The sequence below is a fragment of the Methylobacterium sp. WL18 genome (genome assembly GCF_008040015.1).
Lineage (GTDB): Bacteria > Pseudomonadota > Alphaproteobacteria > Rhizobiales > Beijerinckiaceae > Methylobacterium > Methylobacterium mesophilicum.
Genome location: NZ_VRVD01000049.1, coordinates 1 through 16,785 on the forward strand (window position 1 = coordinate 1; position 16,785 = coordinate 16,785).

Below are 16,785 nucleotides of genomic sequence, written 5' to 3' on the forward strand. Positions count from 1 at the left end.
GCAGAGCAGGTGTGAGGGCCGGAGCTTTCTCCTGCTCCGTCGCTCCCCTCTCCCGACCCCCTTCGGGGGCCACCCTCCCCCGCAGAGGGGGGAGGGAGAGCCGCGGTGTCCCCAGCGTATCCTGCCGAACCCGATGCGTGACTCCGCTAGCAAGTGCGGGAGGGTGACAGGCTGAGGGATCAGGTCCCAGACGTTTCAAAGTGTTTGCAGCAGCGGTCGGCAGATGTCCGCCCCGCTCGGCCGGAAACAGCCTCGTCATCCCGGGGCCGCGAAGCGGCGCCCCGGGATGACGGGGTAGCGGCCGAAGTGTCCGCGGAAACCTGGGATCCGTGGGGGGAAGGGTGGCGCTCTGCAACGTGTCGCTTCCTTCCGTGCCGCCTTCGCGGCTGTCACCTTGGCGAGAGATGGCCGCATGCCGCCGGAGCTCGCCAGCGCGGTTCGAAACGCTTGATCCCGTTGCCAAAGCTCCGCGCGCAGAGGCCAATCCAACCACCTCGAAAGGGCTGGATCGGGTCAAGCCTCGATTCGTCCGACGGATCGATGAGCTGCGAGGGACCTTCCAGGGATCGCCCAACCGTCCATCGCGCCTCGATGCACCAAAGCCAGACGGCTGCTCAGGCGATCGGCTCGCCGAGCGCCCGAGACGCGCCGGGCCTGCCGGCCAGCCGCTCGTACCAGCGGCGCAAGGCCGGGCGCTCGATGCGCTCGACCGGCAGGTTCAGCCAGCGATGGGCGGCGCAGCCGAGCGCGATGTCGGCGATGCCGAAGCCGTCGCCCACCATGTAATCTCGGTCCGCCAAATGGGCGTCCAGGATGGCCGCCAACGCCTCCGTTCGCGTGATCGAGGCGGCGACAACCGTCCGGTCGGGATTCGCCGAGCGGTAGAGCTGCCAGAACGCGTCGCGCATGGCGGGCGTGAAGGTGGTGGCCTGCCAGTCCAGCCATTGCTCGACATGGGCGCGGGCCCGCGGATCGGCCGGCAGCGCCAGGGCCGGTGCGGTCGAGGCCACGTAGCGCAGGATAGCGTTCGATTCCCAGAGGACGAACCCATCCTCCTCCAGGGTCGGGACCAGCCCGTTCGGGTTCTTGGCGCGATAGGCGGGATCGGCGACGACGCCGTGGGCGCCGCCGGCGTCGATCCGCTCGTAGGCGAGTCCGGCCTCGTCGAGCCCCCAGACCGCCTTCTGCACGTTCACCGAGGTGAGCCGCCCCCAGAGCTTGCGCATCGTCACCAAGACCTCCCTCAGACTTTCGGTGGGTAGGCGTGCTCGCACCCGTTCGGATCGGTCACCCGCGTGCCGTCGGCCGCCTCGCGCAGGTACCCGGGCCCGACCGGCACCTTGCCGTGGCCGCCCGGAATGTCGAGCACGTAGGTCGGCTGGGCCAGACCCGAGAGGCGACCGCGCAGGGCGCGCATCAGCGCCTGTCCCGCGTCGAGGCTGGTGCGCAGATGGCCTGTGCCTGGGGCCAGGTCGCCGTGATGCAGGTAGTAGGGCTTGATCCGGTTCTCCACGAAGGTCCGCATCAGCGCCTCCAGGGTCGCGGGATCGTCGTTGACCCCGCGCAGCAGCACCGACTGGCTGACCATCGGGATCCCGGCATCGACCAGCCGGGCGCAGGCTTCTTGAGCCGCCGGGGTGAACTCGCGCGGGTGGTTGGCGTGGAGCGCCACGAACACCGCGCGCCCGAACCGCTTGAGGGACCGCACCAGATCGCCGCCGACGAGGTCGGGCTTCACCACCGGCACGCGGGTGTGGATCCGCATCACCCGGACATGCGCGATCGCCGACAGCCGCCCGGCGATCGCGCCGAGCCGGCGGGGCGAGAGCGCGAACGGGTCGCCGCCGGTGACGACGACCTCCCAGATCCGCGGATCCTGCGCGATGTAGGCGAGGGCGCCATCGAGCTCGGCGTCGGTCAGGGAGCCGAGGCCGTCCGGCCCGACCATCTCCCGGCGGAAGCAGAACCGGCAATAGACCGGGCAGATGTGCAACGGCTTCAGCAGTACCCGGTCGGGGTAGCGGTGAACGATGCCCACAACCGGAGCGTGCGCTTCGTCGCCGATCGGGTCGGCGCGCTCCTCCGGGGCGGCGACGGCCTCTTCGGCCCGCGGCACGAACTGGCGGGCGATCGGATCCGCCGGGTCGTCCCGGTCGATGAGCTCCGCCATGTCCGGGGTGACCGAGACGGCGTAGCGGGCCAGCACATCGTGCAACGCCTCCGCCTCCGGGCCGGACAGCAACCCGGCCTCGGCCAAGTCGGCGGCGCTGCGAAGCGTGCGGTTCATGGCAAGGTCTCCGCCACCGGCGTCCAGATGACGTCGTCGACGCGATCGGCCCCGCAGGCCAGCATGGCCAAGCGGTCAAACCCGAGGGCGATCCCCGACGCATCGGGCATCACCGCCAATGCTTCGAAGAAGTCGGAGTCGATCGGGTAGGCTTCGTCGTAAACGCGCAGCTTCACCGCCATCTCCGTGTCGAAACGTCGGCGTAACGTCACCGGGTCTGTCAACTCGCCGAAGGCATTGGCGAGTTCGACGCCGCAGGCATAGAGTTCGAACCGTTCGGACACCCGCGGATCGCCCGGCACCGGGCGGGCCAAGGCCGCCTCGCCGATCGGGTATTCGCACAGGATCGTCGGGCGCCCGATGCCGAGATGCGGCTCGATCCGCGCCACCAGAACCCGGGAAAACAGATCCGCCCACGTGTCATCCGGGGCCACCCGCAGGTCCGCCGCCGTCACGGCGCCGGCAAGGGCGTCGCGGTCGGTCTCGCCACGCGGCGTTATCGTGGCCAGCAGGTCGATGCCGGCGAAGCGCGCGAAGGCCTCGGCCAGGGTCAGCCGCTCGGCCTCCGCGAAAGGGTCGGCCTCCCGGCCCCGGTAAACGAACCGGCGCGTGCCGGCGGTCTCGGCGGCGAGCGCCAGAAGCTCGGCGCAATCCACCATCAACGCCGTGTACGGCACCCCGGCGCGGTACCATTCCAGCATGGTGAATTCGGGGTGGTGAAGCGGGCCGCGCTCGCGGTTTCGGAACACCCGGGCGACGCTGAGCAGCCGCGCCTCGCCTGCCGCCAGCAGCTTCTTGCAGGCAAATTCAGGAGAGGTGTGCAGGTAGAGCGGCGTCCGCGCGCCACTCCCGCCGATCGCCTCTGTGGCAAACGCCGAGAGATGCGCCTCGTTACCGGGCGAGACCTGCAGGCAGGCGGTCTCGGCCTCGACGAAATCCCGCTCCGCAAACCAGGCCCGGAACGCGGCCAGGATCCGGTTGCGCAGCAACAGGCGAGGCCGGCGGTCGGCGTGGCGGTCAGGCGCCCACCAGGGCGAGACGGCTCCGGTCACAATCGATCTCCAGCATGGCCGGCCCCAGGCACGAGCGAGCGGGCCTGAGTGTGAACCGGGCGCCAGGTTCGCCTCCGATCCACGTCGGGGACGCATCGGTGCCGCGTGCCGAGACCGCCGGTTGAGGTTCGCCGGCTGGCAACCACGCCGCAGATGCGATAGTGGCGGGGCCTGAGATCCAGTGCACGCGCTTGGCGCGTGCCGACCCGCCTTGTCAATGCAGGACCGAATTCCGTGAAGGTGATCGCCTCAACGCTCCGCAAGGGCAACGTCGTCGACAAGGACGGCAAGCTCTACGTGATCCTGTTCGTCGAGAACATCCACCCCGGCAAGGGCACCCCGGTGACCCAGCTCGACATGCGCCGCATCACGGACGGCGTGAAGGTGTCCGAGCGCTACCGGACCACCGAGCAGGTCGAGCGGGCCTTCGTGGAGGATCGCGAGCACACCTTCCTGTACAGCGACGCCGAGGGGTTCCACTTCATGAACCCCGAGAGCTACGAGCAGGTCGCGGTGCCGGCGGACGTGGTCGGCGATGCCGCCCCCTACCTGCAGGAGGGCATGGCCGTGATGCTGTCGAGCCATAACGACGTGCCGCTGACCATCGAGCTTCCCCAGCGGGTGACCCTGGAGGTCACCGAGACCGAGCCGGTCCTTAAGGGCCAGACCGCCTCTTCGTCCTACAAGCCGGCCACCCTCTCGAACGGCGTGCGCACCACCGTGCCGCCGCACATTGCTGCCGGTACCCGCGTCGTCGTGATGACGGCGGACGGCGCCTACGTCGAACGCGCCAAGGACTGATTGTTTCGGATTTCGCGCGGCGGGTTGATGATTGCACGGGCAGGGAATCTCATCCTGCCCGCGCCCTGTTCCTCGGAGGCCGACGCAAGGCGGAAGCCTCTCGAGAGTTCTCCCGATCGTTCGACGATCCCCGGCCGGCTACCCCGAAGCCCGCGATCCGTTCGTCTCAGGACCAAGGTGGTGGGTAGGACGGACCGTGCGCCATCGTGCAGCGCAGCCGCGACTTTACCTCGGCATCCGCGAGGCCGCCTCGATCGCCCCGTAGCAGCCCTGCGATAGGGCTTGTGCCCGCGACCGCTCCGCCGGACTGAACGGGCGGCCATCCTCGCGAAACAGATCCTCCTTGAGCAGCGCGTCGGAGGTGCACCGGGCTGCGATGCGGCAGAGCGGCGGCTCGCCGCCGGTTCGTGTGCAGATCGTCACGTAATCGGCCCGGAACGCGCGCAGACCGGCCATCGGGTTCGGTCCCGTCAGGGTGACGAGGCCGGTGAGCAGCCCGAGCAGCACGGGCTGGTGGACGAGGTACACGATCAGGCTGTGGCGCCCCAAGAACGTCGCCGCACGCCCAAGCGCCGAACGCGGCGTCCAGTTGCCGAACCGGGATCGCGCAAGACGCGGCAGGCCGAGCCGCCCGAGGACGATCCCCGACAGGACGAACCCGAACCACGGGAACAGCGGCACGTAATCGTTGGTTCGCGGCGTCCCGGAACCGAGGCCGAGGAAGAACAAGATCGGGTCATCGAGGAGAGACGCGTGCACCAGGAGAGGCATGGCGAAGACCGCCACCGCGGCGAGTGCCGTCACGGCTAAGGGGGCGAAGAGGAACGGCAGGCCGAGTACGCTCGAGACGGCGATGCAGTGCAGGATGCCGAAGAAGACGTAAGCGTCGGGAAAGGCGATCCAGGTCCCGAGTGTGACGAGGAGCGCCGCCCCACCGATCCGCGCGAGCCGCAGCACGGTCTGGCGCGGACGGATGCCGCGCCCGTTCATCAGGACAAGTCCGACGCCGACAAGGGTGAGGAAGGTCCCGGCGATCGTCTCCGCCGCCCTATGGCCCGCCGCCGTCAAAGCATAATTCTCGGCCGTCAGCCGCAGGAAGCCGAGGTCCCAGAGCGTGTGGTAGCTCGCCATCGCCACGAGGGCCGCCGCCCGCGCCGCATCGATGATCGGGTAGCGGCCTGCCGGTGCGGCGCGCGTGGGCGGCTCAAGGGGCTCGGGAGGTGTGGGCACTATCGACATGGCGATGGGCTCAAACCACGCCTGGACCTCGGACGCCACCGCTGCTCGAAGTCGCAACGCGCCCGGACCCATATCGCGATTGCTCTCGAAGACGTGAACGCGGGCCCACGATGGTCGCAGAAACCTGATTGGACGCCATAAGGCGGGCGAACCAGATGCCTTGATAGCGACAGGACGCCCAATTCGGCTCTCCCTGCGACCGATCGACTGTTGCGGACCTGCCTCCCCCAGGCAAGATTGCAACTCGCTAGGGCTCCTATGCCGGTCATATGGGCTTTCCGCGAATCAGGACTTCGTTAATCTTGCTGTGAGAGCGCGCGGCGTGATTCGGTGTAGGTTGCTCGGCCATGTCTGATGAACGCGGATCCGGGCCGCAGAACCCCAGTCGGATCGAGGACAGCCGTGTCGCCGAAGCGGCGGGCGGCGAGGACGAGGCTTTCGACCTCGTGGAGGTCTCCGGCCGCATCAAATGGTTCGACGTGTCCAAGGGCTTCGGCTTCATCGTACCTGACGACGGCGCCCCCGACATCCTGCTGCACGTCACCTGCCTTCGGCGGGACGGGTTCCAGGCGGCCAGCGAGGGCGCGCGCATCGTTGTCGAGGCGGTGGAGCGCCCGCGCGGCTGGCAGGCGTTCAAAGTCCTGTCTCTCGACCAGTCCGCGGCTGTGCATCCCTCCGAGATGCCGATGCCGCGCACCCATGTCTCGGTCACGCCCACGAGCGGCCTGGAGACGGCGGTGGTGAAGTGGTTCAACCGCTTGCGCGGCTTCGGCTTCCTGACCCGCGGCGACGGCACACCCGACATTTTCGTCCACATGGAAACTCTGCGCCGCTACGGCATCGCCGAACTCAAGCCAGGCGACGCCGTATTGGTACGCTACGGCGACGGCTCCAAAGGTGTGATGGCGGCCGAGATCCGTCTCGTCGACGGGGCGCTCCCGGCCTCGCACTGACGCCCCAATTCGCGCGCGCTATCTGTACCCGCGGTCGGCACACCGCCCGCGATCGCGTTTCCCGAGAGGCAGTCCTTGAGAGTTCTTTTCCGCGTCTCGCAGGCGGCGGCCATAGCCTGCCTCATCCTGGTCGCACCGGTTCCCGTTCACCAGGCCACTGCCCAGAGCGCGGCGCCGCAGAACGCCGCCAAGACAGAGCCGCTGATCATCGCCACCAAGGCTGGGCCGAAGCGGTTCGACGTCGAAGTGATGCGTGACGACGCCAGCCGATCCCGCGGGCTGATGTTCCGCCGGCACATGGCGCCCGAGCATGGCATGCTGTTCGATTTCGAACGCGCCGAACCCGTGACCATGTGGATGAAGAACACCTATCTCCCCCTCGACATGTTGTTCATCCGCCCGGATGGGACCGTGAGCCGGATCGCAGCCGACACCGAGCCGCTTTCGACCGCGATCATCCCGTCCGGCAGCCCTGTCTCCGCTGTGCTCGAACTCAATGCCGGGACCACCGCTAAGCTCGGGATTCAAGTCGGCGACCGGGTCGAGCACCCTTTGTTCAAGTAGCGATGAAGCGATCGCGCCCGCCGCGAACGCAGCGGGAACAATGGCCTTGACCGTCGGGATGTTCCGCGCCAATGTTCCGGAATTGTTCCGGTGCTTTGGAGTGCCGGCCCTGCGCGGAGGACCCGATGAGCGACGTGGCCGATGCCGAATTGTTCGGCAACGACGATTGGTCGGTTAGCGTGGATGGGCTTGAGCACCGCGCTACCGGTTACTTCATCAGCCGGGACGCCGTCACGACACGGCGTGCCGAGGGCCTTTGGGACTGGCCCCTACAATTGGCCGAGAAGAGCTGGTGCCGGCCGAGTCTGTTTCGCGAGGCGTTCCTGGCAGCGCTCGACCGCTTCGGAATCGCGCGCGACGCCGGTCTGACCCGATCCTTCGCGCTGGGCTACGGGATCCGGGCAGGGGACGCATCCACGTCGGACGGCTTCGTTACGCTTGCCGACGTGCTGAAGCCCCGCGCCGCTCCGGCAACGGTCCGCATCGCCGCCGAGCCGGCCGTGCGCGCCTTGGCGGCGGCAGGCGCGTGAACGCCAGTTCGTGCCGCGGTCGCATTTGACCACGGCCGGTGCCGGCAGATAGCCCTCTACGCTGGACCGCGGGAGGGAAGATCATGGCAGACAGCAATCACGCCGGACTCGACGGGTTGGTGACACCGCCATTGTCGCGGCGCGGCTTCGTGATGACCAGTCTCATCAGCGGTCTGACTGTCGCCACGACCCGTGTCGAGGCGCAGGTGATTCACACCGATGCGACCGGTATCGAGGCGGGCGAGGTCAAGATCCCGGCGGCCGACGGTCCGATGCCAGCCTACAGGGCGGTGCCCGCCGGGGCGGGGCCTTTTCCTGTCGTACTGGTGATCGAAGAGATCTTCGGGGTCCACGAGTACATTAAGGATATCTGCCGTCGCCTCGCCAAGGCCGGCTACTGCGCCGTCGCACCCGAACTCTACGCCCGGCAGGGCGACCTCTCGACCATGACGGATCCTAAGATCATCATCCGGGACGTCATCTCGAAAACGCCGGACGCACAGTGGATCGGCGATCTCGACGCCACCGCGGCTTGGGCGGCCTCCGCTGCCAAGGGCGATGCCGGCCGACTCGGCGTGATGGGGTGGTGCCGAGGTGGTCGCGACGCCTGGCTTTACGCGGCGCATCGTCGCGACTTGAAGGCGGCGGTCGCTTGGTACGGACCACTGGGCGGCGATCGGACCGATATTCAGCCGCGCACCGCCGGAGATGTGGCGGCCGAGATCCATGCGCCGTTGCTTGCCCTCTACGGTGGCGCCGACACCGGCATCCCGCCCGCATCCGCAGAGGAAGCTCGCGACAAGGCGAGGCATGCGGGCAGGAGCGTCGAACTCGTGATCTACCCGGATGCGCCGCACGGATTTCATGCGGATTATCGCCCGAGCTACCGCAAGGACGCGGCCGAGGATGGCTGGGCCCGCGCTCTCGCCTTCCTGAAAGCCAACGGCGTCGGCTGATCAAACCGCTCCTGGCGGTCTTGGCGGGATGTTCCTGGATGGCTGTGCTTCCCGGGACACGGCCACAACTTGCCGAATATGCGAGGGTCGCAGGAGGATCTGTGCCTGCGCGGGTCCGGCCATTCGCGACGATCGGGGCGTTGAACCGATCGTCGCGACCGCCGTTCAGCCCCTGTAGAGTGTCCCGGCCCATGAGCGACTCGGTACAGCCCGGACAGAAGCCCATGATCCTCGTCGTGGAGGACCAACCCGACGAGCGCTTCCTCGCGGCCACTCTCCTGGAGGATACTGGCTTCACGGTGATCGAGGCCGAGACTGCCGAACGGGCTCTCGCCATCCTCAACGACCGTGCCGACGAAGTCAGCGTCGTGTTCTCCGATGTGCGTACGCCCGGACCGATCGGCGGATTCGAACTTGCGCGGATCATCGGCGTGACCTGGCCGCGGGTCCGTGTGCTGCTCACCTCCGGGGATGCGGGCGACCAGCCGAGCGACCTACGCATGTCGGCGACCTTCATCCCGAAGCCCTGGCGCGCCGAGGATATTCTGGCCTGGGTCGAGCAGGCCGCGGGCCGTCCCTCGGGGTCGACCGGCCCAGCGGTGATCGGACCGGGCGGAAAATTAATTACGCCGGGTCTGGAAACCTGAGACCTACTCCGGGTTGTACGGCACTCCCGGGGCGCAAGACGCCCGATCCCGAGCAACTCCGTCGGCAGCTCAGATCAATCATGCTCATCGTCGCTGCCAACTATGCCGATTCCCTGCGTCGGCGCTCGTGGGACGATCGTCCAGAGGCCGATATCCTCGATACGGTGACCGACGAGTTGCGCGCGCATTACAGTCCCGTCGCCGATGCGGTCCCAGCCGAGATCTTGGCCCTGGCCGAACGTCTGGACCATCCGGAATCCGAGCGCGCTTACGGCGCCTGACCGATCCTATCGGGATGAGTCGCCAAGGCGAATGAATCTGCTATTCAGCGCGCTCTGACCTGCCGGCGCATTGCGCCTCTCAGTCGAGCCCCTCATGCGTCTCAATGCTCTTCGTGGATCGCTCGCCGTCGGTGTGATCCTGACGCTTGCGGGGTTGAGTGCCGCTCAAGCTGCATCCCCACCGCCGCAGCCGTCGGAAGGAGCCGGCGGATTCGGAGACCGCAAGGCGACGATCGTCAAGCGCCTGCTCGGGCGGGGATCCGCTACGACGTTCGCGTTCCACGCTGCCGATACCGCGCCCGAGGCCGGCCGGCCCGTGGTCGTGTTCCTGCACGGATGGGGTGTGGTCAATCCGCAAAGCTACGGGGGTTGGATCGACCATCTCACTCGTCAGGGCTGGCTCGTGCTGTATCCGCGCTTCCAAGAGGTGAACCGGACCCGCCCAGCCGATGCACTCGGCCTCGCCGACGGCCTGGTCAAAGCGGCACTGGCGGACCTGGCCTCCGACGCAGACGCAAAACCCGATCTCGGCCGCGTCGTTCTCATCGGACATCTGGCCGGCGCCCCGCTCGCCATGGACATGGCCGCCGACGCCAAGCAGCACGGCCTACCCGTCCCGAAACTGATTTTCATGGCTGCGCCGGGCGGCATCGCCAGCGGCCCGAAATCGCGCGGTATCGCGCTGACGGAGCTCTCCGGCATCGATCCCTCCACCCTGCTCATCGCCATGGTGGGCGACAAGGATACCCGGGCGGCGGACCTTGCGGCAAAGCGGCTGCTACGCGAGGCGAGTGCCGTACCGCAGGAACGGAAGCTGTTCATCCGTGCCCTCTCGGACGATCACGGCTTCCCGGCCCTGACGGCCACGCTCGCGGCTCCCGCCGGCACCGACACCGCCTACGACGGCGGCGCGATCAAGCCTGGGCCGGAGCCCAAGGACGCGGCCAAGGACGCTCCGAAGCCGCCGCCATTCCGGTGGTCCGCCGACATGGCGTTGACCGGCGAACAGCAGACGCTGGTCTCGCAGATCAACATCGCCCGCGTCGATGCGCTGGACTACCTCGGCTTCTGGAAGACCTTCGACATCGCCGCTGCCGCGGCCTTCGCCGGGTCGGACGCGAATGCGATGAAGAACAATCCGCGGCTCGCGGACATGGAGCGCTGGAGCGACGGCTGGCCGGTGAAGCGCCTTTCGGTGGAAACACCCCGACTGGTGGTGCCGGCGGCTCAGGCGGCCACTCCGGCCGCGCCAAGTAGGAAGCGCTGATCGACGACACCATACTTCCACTTGGCGTAGGGCTTGCTACTCTGTCCGTGTTCGACACGGGAGACGAAGCATGCCCGAGTTCGTCGCCAGCCTGCTCGCTGCAGGAGCTTTCTGCCTGACTCTCCTCGCGCTGAACGCACTGACCCGGCTGCTGATCCAGGCGCATTATGCGCCGGCGGATCTGGGTGAATCCGGCTTCCTCCAGATCGGCGGCGCCCTGATTCTGGCCCGGATCGCTTACCGTCGGGCGCCACACAGTCAGCTGGACTGAGCAATCCGGTCGTTCTGCGGATTTGACATAACGGATGGGGACAGAGACCCCGCTCGCATCGAGAGCGTTCTGCCTGGTCGGTTGGGCAGCGACGCGTTCGAGGCGGGCGGTTGCCTACACACAGGCGCCAGGAACTACGACTCCAAAGCCTCCGCCGTCTCTTGACCGTCCGCGACGCCGAGCGCGGCTTTATCGGCCAGCAGGGCGGCCAGGGCGATGCGGATCAGATCGCCTTGCTCGCGATGCGGGTGATCAAGGGCAGCCGTCATTGCGCGACGGTAGCGGTCCTGGATCGCGGCGAGTTGGGTGGCCATGCCGACCTTGGCAGGCGGTCTCTCGACCGCCTTAGCCCGCCTCGGCTTTGCCGGCGTTTTCTTCTTCGTGGGTGTCCTGTCCGGCATGACAGGGCAAGCAACTTTGCTGTTTCGGGGTTCCTCGTCGCATTTCACACGCAGCCTGCTCGGTTCTCCGGCGGTGGCTTTCTTGCAGCCCTCGGCAGACTTCTTCGCCGACTGAGCCGTGACGGCGCGGACCGCAGTGCAGGCGTTCCGGATCGGTCTCGCCGGCCACATCGGGATTTTGGCGTGTTCCGATCCTTAGGCTGCGCCGCGCCTGCCACCCTACTGCGCTGTGTCGCGGTTGTCTGGTACGGCGTTCTCTTCGAGATTGCGCCAGCAGGCCGCTCAGGCCTCGCACGCCACAGCCTCGCTTTGGGGTCCCAGTCAAATGCCGTCGCCAATCGCAGCGGCAAGTGCCACGCTCCCGTGATCGCGACCTGTTAGAAGCAGCCGCCGCCATTGAATGGGGCGACGAAGGCGAGGGCGCGACCCGTAATCCGACAACCGGGCAGTTGCACTACCGCAGGAAGTCGCCGAACGCGCGGGGACCGTTCCCAGTCGGGATGGTCTTCAGCACCTTCAGCGTCCGGCCGTCGAGGACGCTCAGCGTGTTGTCACCCCAGTTGGCGACGTAGAGGCGACCGCCGGCGTCGGCCGCGATGCCCTCGGGATGATCACCCACGTCGATATCGGCGAGCGGCTTAAGGGTCGTAAGATCGAAGGCTGTGACGCTGCCGGCATACTGGTCGGTCACGAAGCCGCGCCCTTGCGTGAGGGCGATCACGTAGGGTCGCCGGCCGGTTGGGATCCGGCCGATCTCCCGACCGGCCGCGAGGTCGATCACGGAGACGTCGTCGCTGGTGACGTTCGCTGTGTAGGCGCGGCCCGTGGGGGCGTCGAGAGTAATCCCGAACGGGTGTTGCCCGACCGGGATGACCTTGGTTTCCTTGCGGGCCTCGGCATCGACCACAGAGACCGTGCCGGCCTCCCGGTTGGCGACGTAGAGGGTCGCCCCGTCGGGCGAAACGGCGATACCGGATGGCGAGGCGCCGACCGCGATTTCGCCGTCGGGGATCAGGCGGCCGTCACGCTCGGTCAGAACGAACAGGCGATGTCCGTACCAATCCGCCACGTAGACTTTGCCACCCCTCGGATCGGCGGCGACGCCCAGCGGCCCACCCGGCAGCGGCACTTCCGCGGCAACGACGCCGGCATCGAGATCGAGCACCGCGAGACCGTGACCTTCGGGCCGCGTGACATACGCCCGCTTGCGATCGGGCGACAGGGCGATCCCAGCCGGCGCCCCGTCGAGTTTGATGCTACGCACCACCTTACCGGCGGCGAGGTCGACAATTTCGACCGCGCCGCCAAGCTGGGTTGTCACGATCGCCTCCCGCGCCTGTTCGGCGCGGGCGTACGTCGCGGTCAGGGCGAAGCCGGCGACGAACGCCGCCTGGCCCCATTTGAGGTGACGACGCAGGTTCGTATCGCAAAACCGCAGGACGCTTTTGCGAAACCCGCGCAGGCTCACGAGCCCTTCTCGACCTTGGCCTTCAGGTTGGCGAGGCTTGCCTTGATCCAGGCGCCCACACCCTTCTCGGAGGCTTCGTCGTTGAGCTCGGGCGGCGGATCGTTGTTCATGTAGCCGCGATAGAAGGCAGCCTTCCACTCGACCTTGGACTTGGCGTCGCCCGCGGGCTCCACCGTGATCGTGGCAGAATAGTCGTTGGCCGGCAGGTCCTTCACATCGACCTTCTCGATATAGTACGAGAACAGCTTCTCGTCCGGCTTGTACTTGTTGCTGGTCTCCTGGATTTGGTTGCCGTTCTTCAGCGTGAGGGTGCGCTTGAACTTGTTCGGCACGTCGCCGCTGACCTCGGTCTTGGTGACGTTCTCCATCCAGTCGGCGTTCTTGACGTCGCCGATCACGGCCCAGACCTTGTCGGCCGGGGCGTTGATCTCGATCGACTCGGAAATCTTGCGCCGGGTCGGGCCATGGGCCTGCGCGGTCGCCGCCACCAGGGCGGCCGTGGCCGCCAGGGCCAGGGTCATTTTCTTCATCGTGTATTGCTCCTCCCGCCTCCGGGGCGCGGTCCGGCATCGAGATACCGGTTCTGCGTCCGAGAGCGTGTCACAAGTGAGTGTCAGAGCCGCATTCGATCTCTCGGATACGGATCTAGCTTGCGTCCCGACCGAGAATGCGCGCTTCGGCCCCGAAAGCCTCCGCGACCTTGTCCTCGATCCAGCCCCAGGCCTCGCGCTCGCGCGGGCCCGCGGTCTTGCTGATGGCGATGGCGAGGTAGGCCATCTCCGTCAACACCTTGTCCGGCTCAAGCATGTGGAGCCGGGTCGAGAGGATCGCCGCCTCGAGCACCGCGGCTTGGGCGCGATTGTAGCCGATGAACGGTGCGTGGGCGGCCGAATGCACGAGGCGGCCGCGGAAGCGCGGCCGGGTCTCGTGGTCCTCGACCGATGCGACCTGGAACTCGGCGTGGCCGAAACTGTCGGCCAGCCGCCGGCCGGCAATGGCCGCGCACGCCACGGTCGGCCATTCGCGCCGGCCCGTCACAGCGCCCGCGATCACCCGGATGTCCCGCGGGCTCGACGCCGCGAAGCACGGATTGGCCTCGAGATTGACGATGGTCGGTGAGGGTCGGAACGGCGCCAGCACGTAGCCGTCTTCGTCGCCGATCAGCCCGAACGGCACGAGGTGCAAGTCACCGGACGGCGCAAGCGTGGTGACGATGGTCTCCAGGATCAGCGGCATCGCTCAGGCCCTGTCCGCCGGCACCAGCCGGCCGCAGACCAGCTTGGTCGCGGGCTGAGGCGTCTCTGGCGGCGCCTCGTCGCGGGCCTCGGCTTCCGAGATCGTTTCAGGGGCGTCGGCATCCGCCTCGGGCTTCACCAGCCGCGCATCGCGGGTGCCGGGCGGGGGCGCGTCGGGGCCGGAATGGCGAGTGTGTCCGGCCTTCTTGAACGCGGTCGAGTCCTCAACGTCGGCGTCGGCCGCGCAGCCCCAGTCGAGGGCCTCGTCCTGAACGTAGCGCTTTCCAAGCCGCCAAGCGGTCTCGGCCTTGGCGAGTTCGGCTCCGAGATAGAAGGCGTGGGCGCCGTCGCTCTTCACGTCGAGATCGGGGAAGAAGGCCATCGCGTCGGTGCCGACTCTGTGGACGTCGCGGTTGTAGACGTGGATCCCGTCCTCGGCGACCGCGATCCGGTAATTCGGATCCCGGACCTCGGCTGCAGCCTGGGCGACTTCAGCGGCGGTCTGCACGAACGGGCGCTTATCGTGAAGGGCCAGCAGCGCGCGCCCGTAGCCTTTGGGCAGGGCGGAGTCGGCCTTGGCGGCGTACATCACCCGCCTGGCGGCGTCGTGCTCCTCGACGGTGCGGCGGGTGTGATTCGAGACTTGAACGATCAGCACGTTGCCGATCGATAGTTCCGAACACATCCCGACCAGCAGGGCGGTGACGCCGAGCGAATCCGTCTCGGTCAGCTCCGTCAGGTTGCCGGTGCCCATCATCATCTGGATGTCGGGCCAGCGGGTGCGTGTGTCGCGGTAGCGCCCGATCGAATCCACGAAGCCGTGGTGGATTGGCTCTAGGATCGGGTCGGCCAGGAACGGGCGCCCGGCCTTCAACATCCGCTCGATCGCGCAGTCGAGGGAGGGCAGGTCGTCCGGCCTCAGGGGCACTAGGATCGGTACCGCGTCGGTCTCGAAGGCGAGATCCAGCGTGTCGATGTTCAGGCTGAGCAGGTAATCCGCCCCGGCCCCGGCGCCCCGGGCGAGTTCGTCCAGTGAGAAGGAATCGACGCTCACCTTCAGACCCGCGCCCTTGAGGGCGGCCACGGACTCCTCCAGATGCGGGAAGGTTGTGTCGGGCAGCCCGCCCAGGTCGATCACGTCGGCGCCGCGGCGGGCAAGGTCGAGCCCTTTCGCCAGGATCTCGTCGGGGGTCATCTTCGAGGCATCGACGATTTCGGAGAAGATCCGCAGGTTATGCTTCGAGAGGTCCACCTTGCGCCCGGCGAGCCCCAGCCAGGCCGGCAAATCGACGACCTCGTCCGGGCCACGCTCGACCGGAACATGGAAATGCTCGGACAGCCGGCCGGTATCGGCCCGGCAGCGGCCCGGAAGGACGATTCGGGTCGCGCCCTCGGGGATCTCGATCCGGCGGCGGATGATTTCTTCCGTCATCAGCGCGGCGACCTTTACGCCGGCATCCGCGATGCTCCAGCGGACCGTCGCCGGAAGGCCGGCCGCGACTTTTTCGAGCCGCGCCCGGGCGAGGCGACCGGTGACGAACACGATGTGCTCGGGGGCGCTCAAGCAGCCACCCGCTGGCGGAGCGTGACGTTCCGGGTCGGCCCCCAGATCGCTATCGAACCGCCGTAGCGCTTAGCGAAGGCGGAGAAGGCGGCATCCACGAACCCGCGTTGGGCAAGTCCATCTGCATCCTCCTGTGACGGGGCGTCAGCCGACTTCACCAGCACGCAGCGTCCAGCACGCATCCGTCGCGCGAGCCAGAGCGCGAGACTGTCGGATGTCACGCCCCAATTCTCAGGGATTTCCGGGTCGCCCACCCTCAAGGTCGTCGGGTCCCAGACCCGGGAAGCATTGGCGATCTCTGTCCACGGCTCCAAACTGCGCGCAAGGCGGGGCTCGATCGAGCAAAAGTCCGTCGCCATGCGGCCCATCGCGTCCAACGCCCGGCAGTGGGCCTCCGCATCGTCGAAGCCGTCCCGAATCTGGGCGGCACGCACGGCGTCCGCATAGGCGCCGCCGCCGGGCACCACGACGCAGCGTCCGTGCAGGCCTGCCGCTACATCCGCCAGAAGGGCTCGGCGACGCTTCGGATCCGCCGCGAGGCTGCCTCCGATCTTGAGGACCGTCGTCACGCGGCGTCCCGTTGGTTCGGGCGCAAGGCGCGTACGGCCTCGGCGACCCGTAGCGGATCGATACCGTTGCGCCGATCCAGGTCGCGGCACAGGCCGCCGCGGAATCCGAAATAGTCGGGGCGGTGTACGCTGAGGGCAGGGATATCGGTGACCCGGAGAGAACCTGCCAATCCGCTCATCAACCCGTGGCTCCGGCACGCTGCCGTGAACGCCGCGAGCGCCAGGGGCTCGGCAAGGTCGGTCAGGCGGACGCCGGCCTTTCCGGACGTGTCGATCATCGCTCCCGCAAATCCGGCCTGCGCCAAAGCCGGGACCAGGTCCGCCGCCGGGCCGTCTTCGGCGAACAGGACTGCGATGAGGCGGCCGGGGGCACCCTCGGCGAGGGCGGCGAGCGCCCGGGGATCGCGGCTTTGCGCAGGGGCGAGGCCGGTCTTCACCCAGTCGATCCCGGTCGCCGCCATCGCGGTGACGGATTCGGGCGTCGGGTCTGCCACCGCGCTGGTCACGGCCGCGCCGGCGACGCGCGCCACGATCGCGTCCACCAGTGCGGGTTCCAGGGCGCCCAGCGCTCCGCGCTCCGGATCCTTGGCGTCGATCAGGTCGGCCCCGGCGAGCTGGGCGGGGGCGGGCGCGGGCGGGTGGGGCCCGCGGGCGCGGCGGGGGGGGGGGGGGGCGGGGGGGGCGGGGGGGGCGGGGCCGG

General features: G+C 68.0%; 21 protein-coding genes. 10 read left to right on the top strand and 11 right to left on the bottom strand.

Annotated features, from left to right (window positions below; translation table 11 throughout):
* Positions 1-614 precede the first annotated feature (614 nt).
* The 3 genes from FV228_RS07010 to epmA are packed head-to-tail and all read right to left on the bottom strand — an operon-like array spanning position 615 to position 3,339.
* On the bottom strand, positions 615-1,226 hold the full coding sequence (locus FV228_RS07010; protein WP_147853955.1) for a glutathione S-transferase family protein: 612 nt from the start codon (positions 1,224-1,226) through the stop codon (positions 615-617).
* 17 nt (positions 1,227-1,243) lie between these two features.
* Positions 1,244-2,287, bottom strand: a complete 1,044-nt coding sequence (locus FV228_RS07015; protein ID WP_147853939.1) for a lysine-2,3-aminomutase-like protein — start codon at positions 2,285-2,287, stop codon at positions 1,244-1,246.
* Positions 2,284-3,339 carry an EF-P lysine aminoacylase EpmA gene (gene epmA, locus FV228_RS07020; RefSeq protein ID WP_147853940.1) on the bottom strand — a complete coding sequence of 352 codons (1,056 nt, stop codon included), beginning with the start codon at positions 3,337-3,339 and terminating at the stop codon, positions 2,284-2,286. The genes FV228_RS07015 and epmA overlap by 4 nt, the downstream gene beginning before the upstream one ends.
* 234 nt (positions 3,340-3,573) lie before the next feature.
* Here epmA and efp point away from each other — a divergent pair, with 234 nt between their 5' ends.
* The gene (gene efp / locus FV228_RS07025; RefSeq protein ID WP_147853941.1) at positions 3,574-4,140 is read left to right on the top strand and encodes an elongation factor P; all 567 of its coding nucleotides are present in this window, start codon (positions 3,574-3,576) and stop codon (positions 4,138-4,140) included.
* 225 nt (positions 4,141-4,365) lie between these two features.
* Here the strand turns inward: efp and FV228_RS07030 are convergent, their stop codons facing one another.
* The gene (locus FV228_RS07030; protein ID WP_147853942.1) at positions 4,366-5,379 is read right to left on the bottom strand and encodes a heparan-alpha-glucosaminide N-acetyltransferase; all 1,014 of its coding nucleotides are present in this window, start codon (positions 5,377-5,379) and stop codon (positions 4,366-4,368) included.
* A 347-nt stretch (positions 5,380-5,726) separates the two neighbouring features.
* Here FV228_RS07030 and FV228_RS07035 point away from each other — a divergent pair, with 347 nt between their 5' ends.
* The 8 genes from FV228_RS07035 to FV228_RS07070 all read left to right on the top strand — a co-directional run bounded on the left by FV228_RS07035 (position 5,727) and on the right by FV228_RS07070 (position 10,848).
* Positions 5,727-6,332, top strand: a complete 606-nt coding sequence (locus FV228_RS07035) for a cold-shock protein (protein ID WP_246690047.1) — start codon at positions 5,727-5,729, stop codon at positions 6,330-6,332.
* 75 nt (positions 6,333-6,407) lie between these two features.
* On the top strand, positions 6,408-6,896 hold the full coding sequence (locus tag FV228_RS07040) for a DUF192 domain-containing protein (protein ID WP_147853943.1): 489 nt from the start codon (positions 6,408-6,410) through the stop codon (positions 6,894-6,896).
* A gap of 125 nt (positions 6,897-7,021) precedes the next feature.
* The gene (locus FV228_RS07045) at positions 7,022-7,426 is read left to right on the top strand and encodes a hypothetical protein (RefSeq protein ID WP_147853944.1); all 405 of its coding nucleotides are present in this window, start codon (positions 7,022-7,024) and stop codon (positions 7,424-7,426) included.
* A gap of 83 nt (positions 7,427-7,509) precedes the next feature.
* Positions 7,510-8,382: a dienelactone hydrolase family protein gene (locus FV228_RS07050; protein ID WP_147853945.1), complete on the top strand. Its 873-nt coding sequence runs from the start codon at positions 7,510-7,512 to the stop codon at positions 8,380-8,382.
* A 191-nt stretch (positions 8,383-8,573) separates the two neighbouring features.
* Complete coding sequence (locus FV228_RS07055; protein ID WP_147853946.1) at positions 8,574-9,029, top strand: response regulator; 456 nt, start codon at positions 8,574-8,576, stop codon at positions 9,027-9,029.
* A gap of 80 nt (positions 9,030-9,109) precedes the next feature.
* Entirely contained in the window at positions 9,110-9,310 is a 201-nt protein-coding gene (locus FV228_RS07060; protein ID WP_147853947.1) for a hypothetical protein, read from the top strand.
* Positions 9,311-9,404: 94 nt separating this feature from the next.
* Positions 9,405-10,577, top strand: coding sequence for an alpha/beta hydrolase (locus FV228_RS07065; protein WP_147853948.1), 1,173 nt, complete (start codon positions 9,405-9,407; stop codon positions 10,575-10,577).
* Between the two features lie 70 nt (positions 10,578-10,647).
* Positions 10,648-10,848: a hypothetical protein gene (locus tag FV228_RS07070; RefSeq protein ID WP_147853949.1), complete on the top strand. Its 201-nt coding sequence runs from the start codon at positions 10,648-10,650 to the stop codon at positions 10,846-10,848.
* A gap of 134 nt (positions 10,849-10,982) precedes the next feature.
* On the opposite strand, the gene FV228_RS07075 is transcribed toward FV228_RS07070, so the two are convergent.
* On the bottom strand, positions 10,983-11,162 hold the full coding sequence (locus tag FV228_RS07075) for a hypothetical protein (RefSeq protein ID WP_246693859.1): 180 nt from the start codon (positions 11,160-11,162) through the stop codon (positions 10,983-10,985).
* Here FV228_RS07075 and FV228_RS32960 point away from each other — a divergent pair.
* Complete coding sequence (locus FV228_RS32960; protein ID WP_187277662.1) at positions 11,155-11,364, top strand: hypothetical protein; 210 nt, start codon at positions 11,155-11,157, stop codon at positions 11,362-11,364. The two genes, FV228_RS07075 and FV228_RS32960, sit on opposite strands and share 8 nt — an antisense overlap.
* Positions 11,365-11,703: 339 nt before the next feature.
* Here FV228_RS32960 and FV228_RS07080 read toward each other — a convergent pair whose 3' ends face one another.
* From FV228_RS07080 to FV228_RS07105, 6 genes are all read right to left on the bottom strand, one after another.
* The gene (locus tag FV228_RS07080) at positions 11,704-12,615 is read right to left on the bottom strand and encodes a YncE family protein (RefSeq protein WP_147853957.1); all 912 of its coding nucleotides are present in this window, start codon (positions 12,613-12,615) and stop codon (positions 11,704-11,706) included.
* 98 nt (positions 12,616-12,713) lie between these two features.
* Positions 12,714-13,247 carry an SRPBCC family protein gene (locus tag FV228_RS07085; RefSeq protein WP_147853951.1) on the bottom strand — a complete coding sequence of 178 codons (534 nt, stop codon included), beginning with the start codon at positions 13,245-13,247 and terminating at the stop codon, positions 12,714-12,716.
* 115 nt (positions 13,248-13,362) lie between these two features.
* Positions 13,363-13,953, bottom strand: a complete 591-nt coding sequence (locus FV228_RS07090) for a DUF447 domain-containing protein (protein WP_147853952.1) — start codon at positions 13,951-13,953, stop codon at positions 13,363-13,365.
* A gap of 3 nt (positions 13,954-13,956) precedes the next feature.
* The gene (locus tag FV228_RS07095; RefSeq protein WP_147853953.1) at positions 13,957-15,516 is read right to left on the bottom strand and encodes a DUF6513 domain-containing protein; all 1,560 of its coding nucleotides are present in this window, start codon (positions 15,514-15,516) and stop codon (positions 13,957-13,959) included.
* Entirely contained in the window at positions 15,513-16,085 is a 573-nt protein-coding gene (locus FV228_RS07100) for a uridylate kinase (protein ID WP_147853954.1), read from the bottom strand. The genes FV228_RS07095 and FV228_RS07100 overlap by 4 nt, the downstream gene beginning before the upstream one ends.
* Positions 16,082-16,684 carry a (5-formylfuran-3-yl)methyl phosphate synthase gene (locus tag FV228_RS07105; RefSeq protein WP_147853958.1) on the bottom strand — a complete coding sequence of 201 codons (603 nt, stop codon included), beginning with the start codon at positions 16,682-16,684 and terminating at the stop codon, positions 16,082-16,084. The genes FV228_RS07100 and FV228_RS07105 overlap by 4 nt, the downstream gene beginning before the upstream one ends.
* Positions 16,685-16,785 lie beyond the last annotated feature (101 nt).

Excerpts from the sequence above, each read along its gene's own strand:
- FV228_RS07090 (WP_147853952.1), bottom strand. The coding sequence starts at position 13,953 with ATGCCGCTGATCCTGGAGACCATCGTCACCACGCTTGCGCCGTCCGGT.
- FV228_RS07030 (WP_147853942.1), bottom strand. The coding sequence starts at position 5,379 with ATGTCGATAGTGCCCACACCTCCCGAGCCCCTTGAGCCGCCCACGCGC.
- FV228_RS07065 (WP_147853948.1), top strand. The coding sequence starts at position 9,405 with ATGCGTCTCAATGCTCTTCGTGGATCGCTCGCCGTCGGTGTGATCCTG.
- FV228_RS07075 (WP_246693859.1), bottom strand. The coding sequence starts at position 11,162 with ATGGCCACCCAACTCGCCGCGATCCAGGACCGCTACCGTCGCGCAATG.
- FV228_RS07055 (WP_147853946.1), top strand. The coding sequence starts at position 8,574 with ATGAGCGACTCGGTACAGCCCGGACAGAAGCCCATGATCCTCGTCGTG.
- FV228_RS07070 (WP_147853949.1), top strand. The coding sequence starts at position 10,648 with ATGCCCGAGTTCGTCGCCAGCCTGCTCGCTGCAGGAGCTTTCTGCCTG.
- FV228_RS07035 (WP_246690047.1), top strand. The coding sequence starts at position 5,727 with ATGTCTGATGAACGCGGATCCGGGCCGCAGAACCCCAGTCGGATCGAG.
- FV228_RS07045 (WP_147853944.1), top strand. The coding sequence starts at position 7,022 with ATGAGCGACGTGGCCGATGCCGAATTGTTCGGCAACGACGATTGGTCG.
- FV228_RS07085 (WP_147853951.1), bottom strand. The coding sequence starts at position 13,247 with ATGAAGAAAATGACCCTGGCCCTGGCGGCCACGGCCGCCCTGGTGGCG.
- FV228_RS07015 (WP_147853939.1), bottom strand. The coding sequence starts at position 2,287 with ATGAACCGCACGCTTCGCAGCGCCGCCGACTTGGCCGAGGCCGGGTTG.
- FV228_RS07060 (WP_147853947.1), top strand. The coding sequence starts at position 9,110 with ATGCTCATCGTCGCTGCCAACTATGCCGATTCCCTGCGTCGGCGCTCG.
- FV228_RS07010 (WP_147853955.1), bottom strand. The coding sequence starts at position 1,226 with ATGCGCAAGCTCTGGGGGCGGCTCACCTCGGTGAACGTGCAGAAGGCG.
- FV228_RS07050 (WP_147853945.1), top strand. The coding sequence starts at position 7,510 with ATGGCAGACAGCAATCACGCCGGACTCGACGGGTTGGTGACACCGCCA.